Origin of the sequence: Vreelandella profundi, from assembly GCF_019722725.1 — a bacterium.
GTDB classification, from domain to species: domain Bacteria; phylum Pseudomonadota; class Gammaproteobacteria; order Pseudomonadales; family Halomonadaceae; genus Vreelandella; species Vreelandella profundi.
In genome coordinates this window covers 1-17,946 of record NZ_CP077941.1, presented here as the reverse complement: position 1 = coordinate 17,946, position 17,946 = coordinate 1, and the positions used below count along the sequence as shown (strand labels likewise).

Genomic DNA, 17,946 nt, shown 5'->3' with positions numbered 1-17,946 from the left:
ATTTTACACTAGGCATTTTTCTCTAACAGCTCCCGTGCTAGCTGCATTACGTCATCAACCTTAATGGCAGGGACACCAAGAGAGCAAAAAATAGAACGGCTATTGTCTCTTGTCAAAAACCACTCAGGCAGAGACTCTTTAAATAGCACAACTTGCCTGACGCCCAGAATATGGGCAATGTGAGAAGGCCCACAGTCATTGCTAATAAAAATCTTACACCCTGCTACCATGCTAAACAGAAGATCGACGCTCGGCTGATTAAAAACCGTATAACCTTTACTTTTTAGTATTCTGGCTTCTTCCGCTTCTTGCGGGCCGGTGATAAAAAATACGTTTTTCTCACCGCCTTCAACAAACTGATCAGCCAACTGCATGTATTTTTCTATTGGCCACTTCTTTTCCTCTTTACCAGCCCCGGGGACGAGTAAAACACTGCCTAAAAAACGTTCATCGTGGCTAATAAATGATTTCAAATGAGGAACAGAAGATGCGCATGTTTCATTCATTAATTTTAAAAACAAATCCGCTCTATAGATAGATACATCTAACGGTAGCGCATGCGTATAAAAAGCACCCGTTTTCTTAAACCCAACGCGATGAGGTATCTTTAACAGCAGCATTTGGAGAGCAACACCAATACTCGAAGGTCTCAGATTAAACCCAATATCAAAATTATATTTTTTGAGTAAACTAAATTTATCTCTCTTGTCAATAACTTCTAAACTATCTAAAAACCCACTATCGACAAGAAAGCTAGCACCACTATTTTTTGTTACGCCAACCAGTTTAGCCCCAGGATACTTTTTTCTTAGCATCGCTAAAAATGGCACGTGTACTAAATGGGCACCAAAAAAAGGCCTGTTATGTAAAAAAATTACAATATAGCGTTCATTCAATAGCGCTGTCATTTTTGTGCTAACTCTTTATATCGCTGACTATATTTCTCAGCCATCGCATCGCTACTGTAAAGATGCAATGATGAAAATGCAGTATCTACAACATGATGTCTTAATATAACGTTGCTTTTGAGCGTTAAGAGCCGATCTTTTATATCACTAGCACTCCCGACAGCCACCAAAAAACCTGTTTCATTAGTTTTTATAAGATCAGGAATGCCGCCGACATCGCTCGCTATAATAGGAACACGAGCGTTCATCACGTCCAAAAGCACCGACCCTAATCCCTCATTTCTTGAGGGAAATACAAAAACATCGAATCCAGACAAATAATCATTAACATTTTCTTTAAAGCCCATCCAGACAATATTATTAGCATCTTCGCTTTCTTTCTTAAGCGCTGCTTCGTCTTCGCCTTTGCCGAAAAAAACAAAAATATACTCTGGATAATCATGGTCTAACGTTTTTGCTACTTCTATTAAAATACGCTGCCCTTTATGACGATCCACAAGCGCACCAACGTGGCCAACAATAATTTTATCTGGATACTGTTGCCTAAATTCAACGGCTATTTCAGCGTCGTTGACAGCCCCAGAATGAGCGCTTGGAATCGTGTAGATAGGAGAGGTTGTAAAGCTTTTTAGCTGTTCGGCAATAACGCTTGAAATCGCCACGCAGTAGCCTGCATTTCTATAAAAAACGATATTGCTCCATTTACGCTTAATAGGCGTATCGACACGGCGGGTAATAATATAAGGCGTTTGATAAAGCTTATTATGCAGCCAGGCCCAATGCACTGCTTTGGCTTCATGCGCATGTACAATATCAGCGCTGCCTGCCTTCCTATGGCCAGCCAATTGATGACCTGCATTAACAAAAACCACGCCTGGAATATCGGCTAATTCAGCACGCAGCGGTGACAACAATTGGCACACGAGTGTTTGGCGCTTTATCTCACTTAGCTTAGCGAGTGCTTGAATTAAAAGGACTGTTTGACGCTCTCCTCCACGAAAGCCTTTGGCCAGATTGACATGAATAATGTGCAAAAGCGCCTCCTGGGAGTCATTTGGCTTGAAAAGCCGATATAATAGCATTGCTTTCTCACTCTCTGACAGGACAGACATCCTCATGCCCGCTGGCATTAGCGTAGTTATCATCACTCGAAATGCTGCCTCGACGCTGGGGCGTACCCTGGACGCCTTGCAATGTTTCGATGACGTTGTGGTTTATGACAACGGCTCAAGCGACGACACCACGCGTGTAGCCTCTGGCTATTCGAACGTATCTCTGCATGAAGGTGACTTTCTTGGCTTTGGGCCAACAAAGCGTTTTGCGGTCTCTTTAGCGAAACATGACTGGATCTTATCGCTAGATGCCGACGAGGCTCCCTCCAGGGAGCTTATTGAGGCCATCGCCTTATGGTGCCCCAGCGCTGCCTCTAACGACCTTGGAGAGATCCGACGCGAGAATTGGATGATGGGCAGGCCTGTTCGCTATTCGGGATGGGGTAATGACTGGCTCGTGCGTCTATTCAACCGGCGCTGCCATAATTTTAATGATGCGATGGTTCACGAATCTATTCTGCTAAGCGAGACCAGCCGTGTGCAGCGGCTGTCAGGCATCATTGAACATACTGCCGTGACAGATTTGTCTCAGTTTCTTGAAAAAATAAACCGTTACTCGAGTCTTCGCGCCGAGTCAGGAAAGCTTAAAAACTACCCTGCAGCGATCGTTTTTCTAAAAGCCATCTTTGCTTTTTTACGTACCTATGTACTACAGCACGGTTGGCTCGATGGTTGGAGAGGATTAGTCATTGCTGTTTCAAACGCCAACGGCGTCTTTTGGAAATATATAAAACAGTCGGTAAGAAGCGGCAAATGACTTAACAGCGGTACCCGCACCCTTTCATAGCGACCGTTCTGCACGCATTAGACATCATGGGCAAGGTCAGAACTTAAGCGTTTATTAACCTGCCTTCAATTACATAAAGCGACGTTAGATTGTTTACGGAATTCGCCTGACAAAATAGGTTATCTATGCACTCTCGTGCTATTCAAAAAATAGCGTTAGTTATTATTGGTTTGTGTCTTGGTTATGCCGTTACCGTGCTGACACGCCTGCCGTGGTGGACACTGTTCATTGTCGCTGCCGTATGGATTGGCCTAGGGCTTAAGCTGCGCTGGGGCCAGCCCGCTAATGCTCGTTATCGCAAAGTCTGGCCGTGGTCACTGGTACCGCTAAGCATTTGGGGTATCTACGTTTACTTGGCAGATAGTTTTGGCATTGTTGACTTAGGGGCGGTTTTTTTCCATCTTCAGGCAGGTATCGCTGAGCACGGTGGCGCGGGTAAAATGCTGACCGCCGTGCTTTATACGCTGGTCATGATCGGCGCGCTGGCGGCTGTTACTTGGCTATCGCGCCATGACCAACGCTGGCGATTAGCCGAGCGCTTTTTCGCTATTGTACTGCTGGCTAGCAACCCGCTGCTGTTTGGCTTAGGCCAGCGCAGCGCATCCATTGTCACTGATGACGGGGCTTGGCTGGACCGTCGCTATAAGGCACCGCCCACCGAAGAGCTACAAGATCCGCCCAATTTACTCATTATGTATCTAGAGAGCATGGAACGTACTTACTCAGACGAGCTTTTCGGCGATGTTTACGCAGACCTCGATGCGCTTGGAGAGCGAGGCGCGGTCTTTGAAGGTATACGTCAGATGGATAATACCGGCTGGACGATGGCCGGAATGATCGCCAGCCAGTGTGGCGTCCCTTTAATGCCAGCCGGCCTTATCCACGACTCTCAATTTGAGCCGCTTTCAAAAGTTGCACCAGGCGTCGATTGTCTTGGTGACGTACTTGCCAAGCAGGGCTATCAGCTGAGCTATTTAGGCGGTGCCAGTACTCAGTTTGCAGGCAAAGGATTGTTTTATCGTGGCCATCAATTCACTACCGTGAAAGGTCGTGAAGACCTAGAGCCGCTGCTAGACGACCCTGAGTATGTCAACAGCTGGGGGCTGTATGACGACTCCCTTTACGATATAACCGCCGACGAAATACGCCGCTTAAGTAGCGAAGATAATGGCCCCTGGGGCGTTGTGAGCCTCAACCTTGCTGGCCATGCGCCGCACGGTTACCCCTCGCAAGCCTGTGCGGAACAACAGGGCGAATTCGATGGGCAGGATATTCTGTATTCCGTGCAGTGTTCGGCGTGGCTAGCGCGTCGTTTTATTGAGCGCTTAGAGGCAGAAGGACTTCTCGATAACACGCTCGTCATGGTACTCAGTGATCATCTTACGATGCGTGTGTCTGTCTGGGATCAGCTGACGGCGATGGACCGTGATAATACGCTGATTATGATCGGAGACGGCATTGAGCCCCGGCGTATTCGCCGCGATGCGACGACGCTGGATATCTTTCCCACGCTGCTGGATGCGCTAGGATTTAACTTACCAGAACAGCGAGCAGGCCTGGGAACGTCGTTATTCAGTGATCAGCAGACGCTGGTCGAAGTTCATGGCATTGAAATGGTAAATCAGCGCTTAAGAGAGGAGACAGCGCTCCAGCACCGTCTGTGGGACGGGATATCTCCTCAGCGCCGTGAACCCCAGGAAGCCCCTCCTCTAGAGCAAACGCTGGAAACGCCAGCGGATATTGCCGACGAAATTGATATCATTCATTAGCCATCATACAGTCCCGCTGCCGATCAGCGTGTATTGCTTGATACACCTGACCAACGCTCAGCTGGTTAAGGCAATTGGTATGCCCTAGTGGACAGGTGCGCTCAAAGCAGGGCGAGCAGGATAGTGCAAGATAGTGGATGGCGGCGTTATCCGTCATTGGCGGCGTGTAGACGGGCGATGAAGAGCCATACAGCGCATGGACGCGAACCCCTACCGCCGCCGCCACGTGCATCAAACCTGAATCGTTGGTGACCACCTGTCGGCAATCGGCCAGTAGATCAACCGCATCGGCCAGCTGCGTTTTACCGCAGAGGTTATGGGCATGGGCAAGCCCTTGCACTATCGCCTCTCCTGCCGCGTGATCTTTTTGTCCACCCAGCACGCGCACCTCGAAGCCGTCTTGCACCAGCCGTTTTGCTAGCGCATGAAAATAACTGACGGGCCACTGTTTGGCAGGGCCGTACTCGGCGCCCGGCATTAAACCAATGGCCGGGCGCGATGAAAGCGAATGAGCCAGGCGCAGGTTCACCAAATTATCGCAGTCAACCTGCAAACGGGGCTTGGGTAGTAAAAAGTCGCCGCTAGCCGCTTCTGCCAACGGAAGCCCCAGCGATACAAAGCGCTTTACCGTTTGATCAAGCACCTGCTTGTTGAGCTTACGGCGCTCTTTCAGCAGCCCGTAGCGATGCTCGCCTATAAAGCCAACACGCTCGGGTATCCGCGCCATAAAAGGGACCAGCGCGGCCTTCCAAGACCGAGGCAACACAATGGCGCGATCAAAGCGTCCACGCAGCTGCTTGGCAAGCTTGAGGCGGCTAGCTAAGCCAAATTCCCCGTGGCCCACCGTCAGTGGCAATACCTCATCTACTTCGGGCATGCGCTCTAAAATAGGCTGGGACCACGCCGGAGCAACGACGGCAATCGTCGCACCGGGCTGGCGGGCTTTTAAGGTCATAAACAGGCTTTGTGCCATGACCATATCGCCGACCCATGAAGGGCCAACAATCAGCAGACGCGGCACTGGGTTAGCCATTCAACCACCCCAAGTAGGCCTTAACCCCTTGAGCAACGGTTTTAAATTCAACATCACAGCCGCTGCCACGCAGCGCCTCAATATCGGCACGCGTATAGCTCTGATAGCGCCCTTTCAATTCGTCAGGAAAAGCGATGTAGTCGATCTCACCCTTGCCATAGAAATCGATCACCGCCTCTCCAATCGCTTTAAAAGGCTCAGCTCGTCCGGTACCCAGATTGAAAATGCCTGACTTACCCGGGTTATCCAAAAACCATAGGTTCACATCGACGACGTCACCGACATACACGAAATCGCGGCTCTGCATGCCCGCATCAAAGCCCCCATAGGCGCCAAACAGCTTCAGCGATTCATCGTTACGTACTTGCAGATGATTGTGGTACGCCACGCTGGCCATTTTGCCCTTATGCTGCTCACGGGGCCCGTACACATTGAAATAGCGAAAGCCCACCACCTGGGTCGTCAGCTCGCTCCAACGCGAACGCACGTGCTGATCAAACAGCAGCTTTGAATAGCCATAAACGTTGAGCGGCTTTTCACACTCGGGGGTTTCTTTAAATACCTCGCTTCCACCGTAGGTCGCAGCAGAGGATGCGTATAGAAATGGGATACCCTGCTGTTCGCAATAATTCAGCAACACCTTGGAGTACTCGAAGTTATTTTCCATCATGTAATGGCCGTCCCATTCGGTGGTATCCGAACAAGCGCCTTCATGGAAAATGGCTTCAATCTTAGGTAAGTCGACGCTCTCGCCTCTCAGCGCTGCTTTTACTCTGGCGAGAAAGTCGTCTTTATCCAGATAATCTGCCAGCGTGCAGTCGGCTAAGTTGGCGAATTTGGTGCCGTCGCGCAAATCGTCGACCACCATCACGTCGTTTCTGCCGCGTGCATTTAACGCTTTAACCAAGTTGGCCCCGATAAAACCGGCACCGCCTGTGATCACAATCATGCTGTTCTCCTTATCTAAAGCGGCTTGTTGGCATACGTGCCTATAACCCATCTGCCTAGGATTGTATACTTGACGCCTTATGAATTCATGGCCAACGGTGCTTTCCGCGATGAGTGTCTCGACAAACCAATCGACACCTGATGTGTCGACCTTTCAAGGCTTGATCCTTGCTCTGCAGCAGTACTGGGCAGAACAGGGTTGCGTCATTCTCCAGCCGCTCGATATGGAAGTCGGCGCAGGCACTTTCCACCCAGCGACGTTTCTACGCGCGATTGGGCCAGAAACGTGGAATGCTGCCTACGTGCAACCTTCACGACGCCCCACCGATGGTCGCTATGGCGAAAACCCTAACCGCCTACAGCACTATTATCAGTTCCAAGTGGTGATGAAGCCATCGCCGAGTAACTTCCAGGACTTGTATCTAGGCTCGCTCAAGCGGCTAGGCCTAGACCCGCTGGTTCACGATGTGCGCTTTGTAGAAGACAACTGGGAGTCTCCTACGCTGGGTGCTTGGGGCCTTGGCTGGGAAATCTGGCTCAACGGTATGGAAGTTACGCAGTTTACCTACTTTCAGCAGGCAGGTGGCATTGAGTGCTATCCGGTCACTGGCGAGCTCACCTACGGGCTTGAGCGTATCGCTATGTACCTGCAAAACGTCGACAGCGTTTACGACCTTGTTTGGGCCACGGCGCCAGACGGTAGCAAGGTCACCTACGGCGACGTTTACTTGCAAAACGAGCGCGAACAATCTGCCTATAATTTTGAACATGCCGATGTCGACCAGCTATTCGCCTCCTTCGACCATCAGGAAAAAGAGTGCAGCAAACTACTCGCAGCAAGCTTGCCTCTGCCTGCATACGAGCAGGTCCTGAAAGCATCGCACACGTTTAACCTATTAGATGCACGTCACGCTATTTCGGTCACCGAACGTCAGCGCTTTATTTTACGCGTTCGGACGATGGCCCGTGATGTTGCCACCGCTTACTTTGAGTCGCGCAAGGCAGAAGGTTTCCCCATGGCGCCAGAAATACTTCGCCGCGAACTACTCGCCGACCAGGGAGACGATTAAATGGCTGTTAATACGCTCTTATTAGAACTAGGTGCTGAAGAGCTACCGCCAAAAGCGTTGGACGCACTGTCGGACGCCTTTGCCGCCGGCATTGAAAAAGGCCTAAAGGAAGCCGACGTTCCCTTTGCCAGCGTTGCGGCTTTTGCGACCCCGCGACGGCTGGCAGTGCAGGTGTTCGAGCTTGAGGACAAGCAGCCCGATCGTGACGTTGAACGGCGTGGCCCTGCCCTGGCAGCCGCCTTTAAAGATGGCGTTGCCACCAAAGCTGCCGAAGGTTTTGCCCGCTCTTGCGGCGTCACGGTGGACGACCTGATTCATTTAGACACCGATAAAGGCACCTGGCTGGCATTTCGTGAGCAGCAGCAAGGCGAGTCGATTCAGGCATTGCTGCCTGAGATTCTGCGCAAAACTATCAGCGCACTTCCGGTCCCTAAATATATGCGCTGGGGTGCGTCGCGGATTGAATTTTCGCGTCCCGTGCACTGGCTTTTAGCGCTTTACGGCAACGACGTTGTGGCCGCTGAAGTGCTTGGCTTGCAGGCTAGCCGCACGACCTTCGGTCACCGCTTTCATGCGCCGGATGCTATTCAGCTGGCGCATGCCGATGACTACGTCGCCAGTTTGGAAAATGCATATGTGCTGGTAGACCGCGCACAGCGCCGTGAGCGCATCCGCGAGCAGGTATTGGCGGAAGCCGAAGTGCAAGAAGCCAATGCCGTTATTGACGAAGATCTTCTCATAGAAGTAAGCGGTTTAGTTGAGTGGCCGGTAGCGCTTACCGGAAGCTTTGATGAGCGCTTCCTGGAAGTACCGGCCGAATGCCTAATTTCATCCATGAAGGCCAACCAAAAGTATTTCCACCTTTTAGATGACGCCGGCAAGCTGAAACCGCTCTTTATCACCATTGCCAATATCGATAGCGCGGACCCGGACCAGGTTATTTCCGGTAATGAAAAAGTGATTCGTCCGCGTTTAGCCGACGCCGCTTTTTTCTACGAAGTCGATCGTAAGCGCACACTTGCCTCCAGGACGGCCCTGCTGGAAAGCGTTGTATTCCAACAGCAGTTAGGCAGCCTGGCGGACAAGGCGCGTCGCAGCGCCGTCGTGGCGAATTTTATTGCAGAAAAGATCAATGCGGACGTTGCCCATGCTCAGCGCGCCGTGGCGCTGGCCAAGTGCGACTTAGTCACCGAAATGGTACTCGAATTTCCCGAACTTCAGGGAATTATGGGCCGCTATTACGCTGAGCAAGATGGTGAGCCTGCCGAGGTTTCTCAGGCACTTGAAGAGCAGTACTTGCCCCGTTTTGCCACCGATGTCATTCCCCAAAGCGCAACCGGCAAAGCACTCGCCTTGGCTGACCGCTTGGATACCCTGGTCGGTATCTTTGGAATTGGTCAACGCCCTACTGGCGCAAAAGATCCCTTCGCTTTGCGCCGCGCCTCGATTGGCGTGCTTAACATTTTAGTTAAGGGCGAGCTTAATCTTGATCTGCGCGAGCTTCTTAACGTTGCCGCAGAGCAGCACAAGGACCTGCCTAAGGCAGACGGGCTTGTGGAAGACGTGCTTACTTATATGCTGGATCGTTTCCGCGCCTGGGGCCAGGATGAAGGCATTAGTGCAGAAATGTACCTTGCTGTGCGCGCACGCCCGGTGACAAACCCGCTTGATTTCGCTCGCCGCCTTCGCGCTGTTAAAGCCTTTACTCAACGCGAAGAAGCCGCAGCGCTAGCATCCGCCAATAAGCGTGTTTCCAACATTTTGGCGAAGCAGGCCAATAGCGACATCACTCAGGTCGACCCTGCATTGCTGGAAGAAGGCGCTGAGAAGAAACTGTTCGATGCGATAACGGTTAACCAAGCGCAGGTGGCACCGCTGTTTGCATTGGGTGAATACCAGATAGCGCTCGACATACTGGCCACCCTTCGCGAGCCTGTGGATGCCTTCTTTGATCAGGTAATGGTCATGGCAGATGATCCGGCTATTCAGCGCAATCGATTGGCGCTACTTGTTAGCCTTCAAGGGCTGTTTTTAAAGATAGCCGATATCTCGCTACTGCCTCAATAACCTTTTACCTCGCCCCTCCCCTAACCGATGACTTAGCGTCATCGGTTTTTTTGTTTCACGTGAAACATTCCAATAACCCGCAATGCCTTCAATCGAAAAAAACCTTACGCGGTCAGAGGAAACGATTACTTAAACTTATGTCTAATGTTTTATAGCTAACTTGAGACACTTTGAATGAATATATCAAAGGTTCCCTATCAGCACCTCTCAAATTCTCGCATGAGGCGGATGGGTACATGACTAAGCTTTAGACTTAATTTCACTGATGCTTAGTTTTTTTCCCGACCAGCTTAGACGTGAAATAAACGATATTATTAGAGCATACCGTTTTATATAGATAAGTCGTTTTCGTGGCAGGAAGCATATCCGACTTGTTTGACCTTTAGCCGCGAGGATCAAGCCCATGTATGATCTTTTTTTACTCGACTCCCTTCCCCGCCAGCAGGCAACCATGGCGCCACATACGCTGAATGGCGACAAGCTGTGGCTAAAGCGGGCGGCAAAGCGCAACTCGCGCTGGGTTTATGCGCCGCTTAACCTATTGGCCGTATGGCTCAAATTAGATGCGCTTAAGCCGGTGCCCAATATAGGTGGCGAAGAGAGTATCCTCATTGAGGCTAACCGTATCGAAACACTACAAAAGGCGGGCGTTGCGGTGCCTACTATTCTAGCGCAAACACCTCAGGCACTGCTGTTGGCTGATGCCGGCACGCCGGAACAACCCGCCGTCACATTGCTAGAGAAAATCAAAAGCGCGAATGATACGGATCACATTGATAAAATTTTAGCACTCAGCATTGAAGCACTTAATAACGTTCATCGGCGAGAGTGCTACCTGAGTGAAGCCTTTGCACGCAACATTCTCATTACTGAAGATAAAGCCGTTTTTATCGACTTTGAGACTGATCCTGGGAAGATTCATGCACCGCTAGACTGCATGGTACGCGACTGGTACTGCTTTATTTTTTCGCTATACGGCAAGCTTTATAAATCACCAGCGCAGTATGAGCGTTTAACACCGGCACTAGTTGAAGGCTTGAAGAATGCGAAGCAGGACGTACGCGAGCGCTTTTGCGAAACACTTCCTAAGCTGCTTCACTTACGGCGCATACCCTTTAAATTCTTCGGTAGCGATGGACGTAAGTTAAGCGTTACCCTTCAGTCTCTTGCAGCACTCAATCAGCGCCTATAACGACGAGATTTCTATGCCGATATACCCTCAACAGCTGGTTATTCTTGACCGTGATGGCGTCATCAATGAGGACTCAGATGCTTACATCAAGTCCGTAAATGAATGGATACCTTATTCTGATTCAATTGACGCCATCGCTCGTTTATCCCAGTCAGGCTATAGCGTAGCCATAGCTACTAATCAGTCAGGCATTGCGCGGGGGTATTATGATGAAACTGAGCTTGCCAAGATGCACGCTCGTTTAACGACATTAGTAGAGACCGCTGGAGGCCGCATTGCCCACGTTGCCTACTGTCCTCATGGCCCTGATGATAACTGCACTTGCCGCAAGCCACTGCCTGGACTGCTTCATGAAATCCAGCGTGTATTAGGATTATCGAGTCTGCAAGGAAGCTGGATGGTGGGTGATAGCCTTCGCGACCTTCAGGCAGGTCACGCCTGTGGCTGTAGACTTGCACTCGTTAAAACGGGTAAAGGCGCAAAAACCGCTCAAAAAGATTTAGGCCTCAATGACGTATTAATCTGCACTAACTTAACCGATTTTACAGATAAGCTTCTCTCTGGACGACTAGATTAAATCGCTTATTAATGTAAACCCGCCGATACGCCAGCATTACAAACAAACGGTTAAAACTAAAAAAATGCCGCGGGTTATTCACCCAGCGGCATTTTCACTTTCATTGTTTCACGTGAAACATGGCAATGAAGATTTATACGTCGAGATTGGCAACCAGGGCATTTGTCTCGATAAATTCACGACGCGGCTCTACATCATCACCCATTAGCGTATTAAACATCATATCTGCGCCTACAGCGTCTTCTATGGTGACACGCAGCATACGACGACTATCAGGATCCATAGTGGTGTCCCACAGCTGATCGGGGTTCATTTCTCCGAGCCCTTTATAGCGCTGCACGGACAGGCCACGCTGGCCTTCTTGCATAAGCCACGCCAGTACTTCGGAAAAATGCGACACGGGCTTCTGACGCTCTCCTCGAGCGATATAAGAGCCTTCCTCAAGGAAACCATCCAACACTGCGCCCAGCTCAGCAAGGCCGCGATAGTCGGCACTTTCGAAGAAATCGAGCCCCCAAACATAGTCGGTAGTCACGCCATGGGCGACTAGCGACACGGTGGGTAAATAAAGTGCCCGCTCAGTGTCTTCCTGAAGATGGAAGTGATACCGCGGCCCGCCTTCATAGGCCACCATATCGTCCATTGTCTTCTGCAGCTCATCAATCCAGTTCTGCATGGTGACACGATCTTTAAGACTCGCCTCCCCTTTCAATGCCGACGTATGAATAATCTGTTTAAGCACTTCATTGGGATAAACGCGCGATAAGCGATCAATTCGCTTCATCACTGTGCGGTACTGGTTAACCAGCGTTTCAAGCTGCGAGCCGCTAATCCCCGGTGCATTAGCATTAACATGCAGGCCAGCACCGTCCAACGCTGTCGTGGTTAAGTAATCAACCATCGCCTGCTCATCTTTAAGATACAGCTCTTGCTTGCCGCGCTTAATTTTATATAGCGGCGGCTGAGCGATAAAGATATGGCCACGTTCTATTAATTCCGGCATTTGACGGAAAAAGAAGGTCAGCAGCAGAGTACGAATATGCGAACCGTCAACGTCCGCATCCGTCATAATAATAACGGAGTGGTAACGCAGTTTATCGGGATTAAATTCTTCACGGCCTATGCCACAGCCAAGCGCAGTGATTAAGGTACCAACTTCGGCAGACGAAAGCATCTTATCGAAGCGCGCTTTCTCGACGTTTAGGATTTTACCTTTAAGCGGCAAAATGGCCTGAGTACGGCGATCGCGCCCCTGTTTTGCACTGCCACCCGCCGAGTCACCCTCCACTAGGTAAAGCTCAGATTGGCTCGGATCTTTCTCTTGGCAATCTGCGAGCTTACCCGGCAAACCGGCAATATCTAACGCGCCTTTACGCCGCGTCATATCCCGTGCCTTGCGCGCGGCTTCTCGAGCGCGCGCCGCGTCTAGCATCTTATTAACAATTGCTTTAGCTTCGCTTGGTTTTTCAACCAGGTACTCAGAAAACAGGCGGCTCATCTCTTGCTCAACCGCTGTTTTTACTTCGCTGGAAACCAACTTGTCTTTTGTCTGAGATGAAAACTTAGGATCCGGGACTTTTACTGAGATAATCGCCGTTAATCCTTCACGGGCATCATCGCCGGTGGTATTCACTTTGGCTTTTTTAAGCAGATTTTCGGCGTCGATGTAGTTATTTAGCGTACGCGTAAGGCCTGCACGGAACCCCGCCAAGTGCGCGCCACCATCCCGCTGAGGAATGTTATTGGTATAGCAGAAAATATTTTCAGTGAAGGCTTCGCTCCACTGCATAGCCACCTCAACTTCAACACCATCCTCACGGACAGCATTAAAGTGGAACACCGGGTTAATCACATTCTTATTGGTATTCAGGTGATTAACAAAGGCTTTTAAGCCGCCTTCGTAATGAAACAGCTCCTCTTTTCCGCTGCGCTCATCCAATAAACGGATGGCAACACCGGAATTCAAAAAGGAGAGTTCACGCAGCCGCTTGGCCAATATGTCAAAGTGGAACTCGATATTGCCAAACGTTTCTGGCGAAGGGCGGAAATGAACGCGCGTACCACTTTTTTCGGTTGTTCCGACTACGCCCAGAGGTGCCTGAGGAACACCGTGACGATATAGCTGTTCGAACACCTCGCCTTGGCGCCAGATGGTCAGGCGCAGCTCAGCAGAAAGCGCGTTAACAACAGAAACACCTACGCCGTGTAGCCCGCCAGACACCTTGTAAGAGTTGTCATCAAATTTACCGCCCGCGTGCAGTACGGTCATAATAACTTCAGCGGCGGAAACGCCCTCACCCTCATGAAGCTCGGTAGGAACACCGCGGCCGTTATCACTAACGGTAACCGACTCATCAGGGTGAATAACAACGCGAATTTCGCTGCAGTGGCCCGCCAAAGCTTCATCGATGGAGTTATCCACCAATTCGAAGACCATATGGTGTAGACCGGTGCCGTCGTCGGTATCTCCGATATACATACCTGGGCGCTTGCGTACTGCGTCCAGCCCTTTGAGCACCTTGATGCTTGATGAATCGTAAGCCTGCTCGCTCATTGACCACTCCGTCGTGAAGTCTGTCTCGTTCCGTATCGTCGATGCTTCTGCTTAGCTTTCCTGTACTAACCGGCTTAATCCATGTTCAGCATGTTTCACGTGAAACATTTTGACCGCCGTATCAGGAAGCCACGTGCGTCTTAACGCAGAAGACTCGACGCTGGTAATAAAAGCTTGGCACTGCATATCTTCCAGTAGCTGGCAAAATTGATGACGATTTTGCTCGTCAAGTTCCGCAGGTAGATCATCGATAAGATAAATACAGTGCCGCTGTGCTGTTCTTTCCAGAAACCGGCCTTGGGCGAGCTTCATGGCACTGACCACTAATTTTTGCTGGCCTCTGGAAAGTACTTCAATAGCCGGTTGTTTATTCACTCTTATGCGCAAATCGGCACGCTGTGGGCCTTGCTGGGTAAACCCCATCTGCTGGTCGGTGGCGCGGCTATCGTGGAGCACCGCCGAAAGAGACCGCTCTTTATCCCACCCTCTTGCGTAGCGCAATGACAGCCCGGGCAAAGGAAACAGCATTTTCAGGGTTTCTTCAAATACAGGCAGAAAATCGCTGAACCATGCCCTTCGCAGCATATCCATTTGCTCACCCCAGTTGGCAAGCTCGTGCTCCCAAACAGCCATTTCCTGGGGTTGTATTCTACCACGCCTAAGCAGTGCATTCCGATGTTTCAGCGCACGGCGGGTACGCTTCCATATTCCCAAAAAGTCGTGTTCCACGTGAAACACACCCCAATCGAGAAACTCACGACGTCCTGCCGGTGATCCTTCCAGCAACCGAAATGCATCCGGATTAATAAGCTGCAGCGGCATGGCTTCAACCAACTCCGCTAACCGAGCATTCTTATCGCCTTTTAAGCGCAATTCTAGCTCTCTCTGGGCACGTAGACGACGAACGCCTAGGGCAACCTCAGGTTCACCGCTTAGACGCCCAAAGAGCGTCATATGTGGCTGCTCAGATTGAATGGCATGCTTCAACTGACGAGTACGAAACGAACGGCCCATTCCTAGAATGTGTACGCCTTCCAGCAGGCTCGTTTTACCACTGCCATTAGTACCACTAATAACGTTGATACGCGGCGATGGCGTCATCTCAACCGGCAGAAGGTTACGCAAGCCATGGAAGTTAAGCAGTGTTAGGCTCATCTCGTTATCGTCACTTCTAATGTCTTTAGGCTAGATCGCCAATGAGCCTATGAGGCCAATGACATTTAAAGAAGAAACGGCGCTTCTGAAATAGCAGAAGCGCCGCTCAAACTCTTTACTCATTACAATACGTAATATAATTACAGCCGCATAGGCATTACGACATAAAGCGCGTCGCCGCCGCCTGGCTCTTCAAGCAGCGCACTGCTGTTCGGGTCAGCCAGGGTAATCTGCACCCGTTCTTGATTAAGCACCGTTAACACATCAACGAGATAGCCAACGTTAAAACCAACTTCCATTGCACCGCCGTTATACTCAATGGCGATATTTTCTTCAGCTTCCTCCTGCTCAGGATTATTGGCCATTACTTTAAGATTATTTTCCTCAAGGTAAAGGCGCACCCCGCGGTACTTCTCATTAGACAAAATAGCCGTCCGCGAAAGCACCTGGCGCAGCTCTGCGCGCTCAGCTATCAACACTTTATCGCCATTGCGCGGTACTACACGCTCGTAATCCGGAAATTTACCGTCGATCAACTTGGAGGTAAATGTGAAATCACCGGTGTGTGCACGAACGTGGCTGGAGCCTAGCGTTAAACTTACCGGCTCATCACTGTCGTCTAGCAAGCGCGACAATTCCAAGATGCCTTTACGCGGGACAATCAGCTTTTGTGACTGGCTAACAGAGACATCGATTGGCCGCGAGCACATCGCCAAACGGTGACCGTCTGTGGCTACCGTGCGAAGCAAGTTACTTTGAATTTCCAGCAGCATGCCATTGAGGTAATAGCGTACATCCTGCTGTGCCATGGCAAATGAGGTGGCTTCAATCAGATGCTTTAAAATACCGCGGGGCACGCTAATTTCCTGGCTGCTGTCGGCATCTTCTATATTCGGAAACTCAGCTACCGGCAGTGTTGACAGCGTAAACCGCGAACGACCGCTGCGCAGTATAGCGCGGCCGTCTTCAACGCTAAGCTGAATGTCAGACTGATCAGGAAGTGATTTACAAATGTCCATCAGCTTTCGGGCAGGCACTGTGGCGGCACCCGCCTGATCAACTTGGCTTGCTACGGTACGCCCAACCAGCTCAACCTCTAAATCAGTACCGGTGAGGGAAACCTGATCGCCTTCTATCTGAATCAACACATTAGAAAGCACTGGCAGTGTTTGGCGACGCTCGACGACACCGGCGACCAGCGTCAGCGGACGTAGCAGCGCCTCTCGGGAAATCGAAAATTTCATCAATGCTCCGGTTCTATATCCTGAAAGACCTGCGCATAGCAGGCCCGTTCTATGGAATGATTAACTGGTCAACAGGCGCAGTAAATTCTTATAGTCCTCACGAATGTCCGCACTTTCTTCCTGCAACGACTTAACTTTGCGGCATGCGTGCAGCACCGTGGTGTGGTCACGCCCACCAAAAGCGTCGCCAATCTCTGGCAAGCTATGATTGGTTAGCTCCTTAGCCAGCGCCATCGCCACCTGACGGGGGCGAGCAACGGAGCGTGAACGGCGTTTAGAAAGCAAGTCCGCCACCTTAATTTTGTAATACTCCGCCACCGTACGTTGAATATTATCAACGCCAACCTGCTTATCTTGAAGGGCCAACAGATCTTTTAATGACTCGCGAATAAAATCTTGGGTAATCGTTTTTCCCATGAAATGCGAATCAGCGATGACTTTTTTCAACGCGCCTTCCAATTCACGCACGTTGGAGCGAATTTTTTGAGCTATAAAGAAAGCCGCATCATGAGGTAAATCGACCTTAGCTTGATCTGCTTTCTTCATCAAAATGGCCACGCGTGTCTCAAGCTCCGGCGGCTCAATCGCTACCGTAAGCCCCCAGCCAAAGCGTGATTTCAGACGCTCTTCTACACCGCTGATCTCTTTCGGATAGCGATCAGAGGTCAGGATCATCTGTTGGCCGCCTTCCAAGAGCGCATTGAACGTATGGAAGAACTCTTCTTGTGAGCGCTCTTTGCCCGCAAAAAACTGAATATCATCAATTAGTAAGGCATCGACGCTGCGGTAAAAGCGCTTAAAATCATTAATCGCATTAAGCTGTAATGCCTTCACCATATCGGCAACAAATCGCTCGGAATGCAGATAGACAACGCGAGCATTTTCACGCCGGGTCGCTAACGCATTGCCAACAGCATGCATCAAGTGAGTTTTACCAAGCCCCACTCCACCGTATAAAAACAGCGGGTTATAGGCACCACCAGGATTTTCAGACACCTGACGCGACGCCGCGCGTGCCAGCTGGTTCGATTTACCTTCAACAAAAGTATCAAAGGTAAAATTAGGATTAAGGCCGCTGCCATGTTTCAGGCTGCCCTCAACCTGTACCTGGCGCTCATTGGGGCGCCGCGCAGACGCCTGCTGCTCACGCAATTTATCGATTTCGCGCTCGTCGGCGGTATCTGCACGCGATGACGTATGCACCGCTGCTGAGGCAGGGCGCGACGGCGAAGCCGATACAGGGTTACCTAAATCACGATGCTGAGGTGCCTGTGTTGCCGGGCGCCGACTGCCTACCGTCAGGCTGACCTTAGGCGGTTTCGCGGGTGCGAGTTCACGCATCAGCTCACTTATCCGCTTGGCGTACTTATCGCTCACCCAATCGCGCACAAAGCGATTCGGCGCCAATAAGCGCAGCTCGTTGGACTCTCCTTCTTCTGCCTGCAGCGGGCGTATCCAGGTATTGAACTGCTGTGAATTCAGTTCATCCTGCAGGTTGTCCAGGCACTGTTGCCAAAGCGTCAGTGACAC

The 17,946-nt window shown here is 50.6% G+C and carries 14 protein-coding genes; 6 read left to right on the top strand and 8 right to left on the bottom strand.

What is annotated here, in order from left to right:
* Positions 1-8 precede the first annotated feature (8 nt).
* Together KUO20_RS00070 and KUO20_RS00065 are read right to left on the bottom strand one after the other, a co-directional pair.
* Positions 9-908, bottom strand: coding sequence for a glycosyltransferase family 9 protein (locus KUO20_RS00070; RefSeq protein WP_235040933.1), 900 nt, complete (start codon positions 906-908; stop codon positions 9-11).
* The gene (locus KUO20_RS00065; protein ID WP_235040932.1) at positions 905-1,942 is read right to left on the bottom strand and encodes a glycosyltransferase family 4 protein; all 1,038 of its coding nucleotides are present in this window, start codon (positions 1,940-1,942) and stop codon (positions 905-907) included. Before KUO20_RS00065 ends, KUO20_RS00070 begins: the two co-directional genes overlap by 4 nt.
* A gap of 82 nt (positions 1,943-2,024) precedes the next feature.
* On the opposite strand from KUO20_RS00065, the gene KUO20_RS00060 reads away from it, so the two are divergent.
* Both KUO20_RS00060 and KUO20_RS00055 read left to right on the top strand, forming a co-directional pair.
* Positions 2,025-2,777, top strand: coding sequence for a glycosyltransferase family 2 protein (locus KUO20_RS00060; protein WP_235040931.1), 753 nt, complete (start codon positions 2,025-2,027; stop codon positions 2,775-2,777).
* 155 nt (positions 2,778-2,932) lie between these two features.
* Positions 2,933-4,576, top strand: coding sequence for a sulfatase-like hydrolase/transferase (locus tag KUO20_RS00055; protein ID WP_235040930.1), 1,644 nt, complete (start codon positions 2,933-2,935; stop codon positions 4,574-4,576).
* Here the strand turns inward: KUO20_RS00055 and waaF are convergent.
* Both waaF and rfaD read right to left on the bottom strand, forming a co-directional pair.
* The gene (waaF, locus tag KUO20_RS00050; protein WP_235040929.1) at positions 4,566-5,609 is read right to left on the bottom strand and encodes a lipopolysaccharide heptosyltransferase II; all 1,044 of its coding nucleotides are present in this window, start codon (positions 5,607-5,609) and stop codon (positions 4,566-4,568) included. The genes KUO20_RS00055 and waaF overlap by 11 nt on opposite strands.
* Positions 5,602-6,558 (bottom strand): ADP-glyceromanno-heptose 6-epimerase, encoded by a 957-nt coding sequence (gene rfaD, locus KUO20_RS00045; protein WP_235040928.1) that lies wholly within the window; start codon positions 6,556-6,558, stop codon positions 5,602-5,604. The genes waaF and rfaD overlap by 8 nt, the downstream gene beginning before the upstream one ends.
* Positions 6,559-6,667: 109 nt before the next feature.
* Between rfaD and glyQ the strand changes: the two genes are divergently transcribed.
* The 4 genes from glyQ to gmhB all read left to right on the top strand — a co-directional run bounded on the left by glyQ (position 6,668) and on the right by gmhB (position 11,463).
* On the top strand, positions 6,668-7,627 hold the full coding sequence (glyQ, locus tag KUO20_RS00040) for a glycine--tRNA ligase subunit alpha (protein ID WP_096282227.1): 960 nt from the start codon (positions 6,668-6,670) through the stop codon (positions 7,625-7,627).
* Complete coding sequence (glyS, locus tag KUO20_RS00035; protein WP_235040927.1) at positions 7,628-9,694, top strand: glycine--tRNA ligase subunit beta; 2,067 nt, start codon at positions 7,628-7,630, stop codon at positions 9,692-9,694.
* Between the two features lie 403 nt (positions 9,695-10,097).
* Positions 10,098-10,886 (top strand): BUD32 family EKC/KEOPS complex subunit, encoded by a 789-nt coding sequence (locus tag KUO20_RS00030; protein WP_235040926.1) that lies wholly within the window; start codon positions 10,098-10,100, stop codon positions 10,884-10,886.
* Between the two features lie 13 nt (positions 10,887-10,899).
* Positions 10,900-11,463 (top strand): D-glycero-beta-D-manno-heptose 1,7-bisphosphate 7-phosphatase, encoded by a 564-nt coding sequence (gene gmhB, locus KUO20_RS00025; RefSeq protein WP_235040925.1) that lies wholly within the window; start codon positions 10,900-10,902, stop codon positions 11,461-11,463.
* A 133-nt stretch (positions 11,464-11,596) separates the two neighbouring features.
* Here gmhB and gyrB read toward each other — a convergent pair whose 3' ends face one another.
* The 4 genes from gyrB to dnaA all read right to left on the bottom strand — a co-directional run bounded on the left by gyrB (position 11,597) and on the right by dnaA (position 17,946).
* Positions 11,597-14,017, bottom strand: coding sequence for a DNA topoisomerase (ATP-hydrolyzing) subunit B (gene gyrB, locus KUO20_RS00020; protein ID WP_235040924.1), 2,421 nt, complete (start codon positions 14,015-14,017; stop codon positions 11,597-11,599).
* Positions 14,018-14,068: 51 nt separating this feature from the next.
* A complete protein-coding gene (gene recF / locus KUO20_RS00015; protein WP_235040923.1) occupies positions 14,069-15,172 on the bottom strand; it encodes a DNA replication/repair protein RecF in 1,104 nt (367 codons plus the stop codon).
* A 140-nt stretch (positions 15,173-15,312) separates the two neighbouring features.
* On the bottom strand, positions 15,313-16,416 hold the full coding sequence (dnaN, locus tag KUO20_RS00010) for a DNA polymerase III subunit beta (protein ID WP_235040922.1): 1,104 nt from the start codon (positions 16,414-16,416) through the stop codon (positions 15,313-15,315).
* A gap of 60 nt (positions 16,417-16,476) precedes the next feature.
* The gene (gene dnaA, locus KUO20_RS00005; protein WP_235040921.1) at positions 16,477-17,946 is read right to left on the bottom strand and encodes a chromosomal replication initiator protein DnaA; all 1,470 of its coding nucleotides are present in this window, start codon (positions 17,944-17,946) and stop codon (positions 16,477-16,479) included.

Coding starts and splice junctions, on each gene's coding strand:
- KUO20_RS00070 (WP_235040933.1), bottom strand. CDS start 908: ATGACAGCGCTATTGAATGAACGCTATATTGTAATTTTTTTACATAAC.
- KUO20_RS00060 (WP_235040931.1), top strand. CDS start 2,025: ATGCCCGCTGGCATTAGCGTAGTTATCATCACTCGAAATGCTGCCTCG.
- KUO20_RS00055 (WP_235040930.1), top strand. CDS start 2,933: ATGCACTCTCGTGCTATTCAAAAAATAGCGTTAGTTATTATTGGTTTG.
- waaF (WP_235040929.1), bottom strand. CDS start 5,609: ATGGCTAACCCAGTGCCGCGTCTGCTGATTGTTGGCCCTTCATGGGTC.
- rfaD (WP_235040928.1), bottom strand. CDS start 6,558: ATGATTGTGATCACAGGCGGTGCCGGTTTTATCGGGGCCAACTTGGTT.
- glyQ (WP_096282227.1), top strand. CDS start 6,668: ATGAGTGTCTCGACAAACCAATCGACACCTGATGTGTCGACCTTTCAA.
- glyS (WP_235040927.1), top strand. CDS start 7,628: ATGGCTGTTAATACGCTCTTATTAGAACTAGGTGCTGAAGAGCTACCG.
- KUO20_RS00030 (WP_235040926.1), top strand. CDS start 10,098: ATGTATGATCTTTTTTTACTCGACTCCCTTCCCCGCCAGCAGGCAACC.
- gmhB (WP_235040925.1), top strand. CDS start 10,900: ATGCCGATATACCCTCAACAGCTGGTTATTCTTGACCGTGATGGCGTC.
- gyrB (WP_235040924.1), bottom strand. CDS start 14,017: ATGAGCGAGCAGGCTTACGATTCATCAAGCATCAAGGTGCTCAAAGGG.
- recF (WP_235040923.1), bottom strand. CDS start 15,172: ATGAGCCTAACACTGCTTAACTTCCATGGCTTGCGTAACCTTCTGCCG.
- dnaN (WP_235040922.1), bottom strand. CDS start 16,416: ATGAAATTTTCGATTTCCCGAGAGGCGCTGCTACGTCCGCTGACGCTG.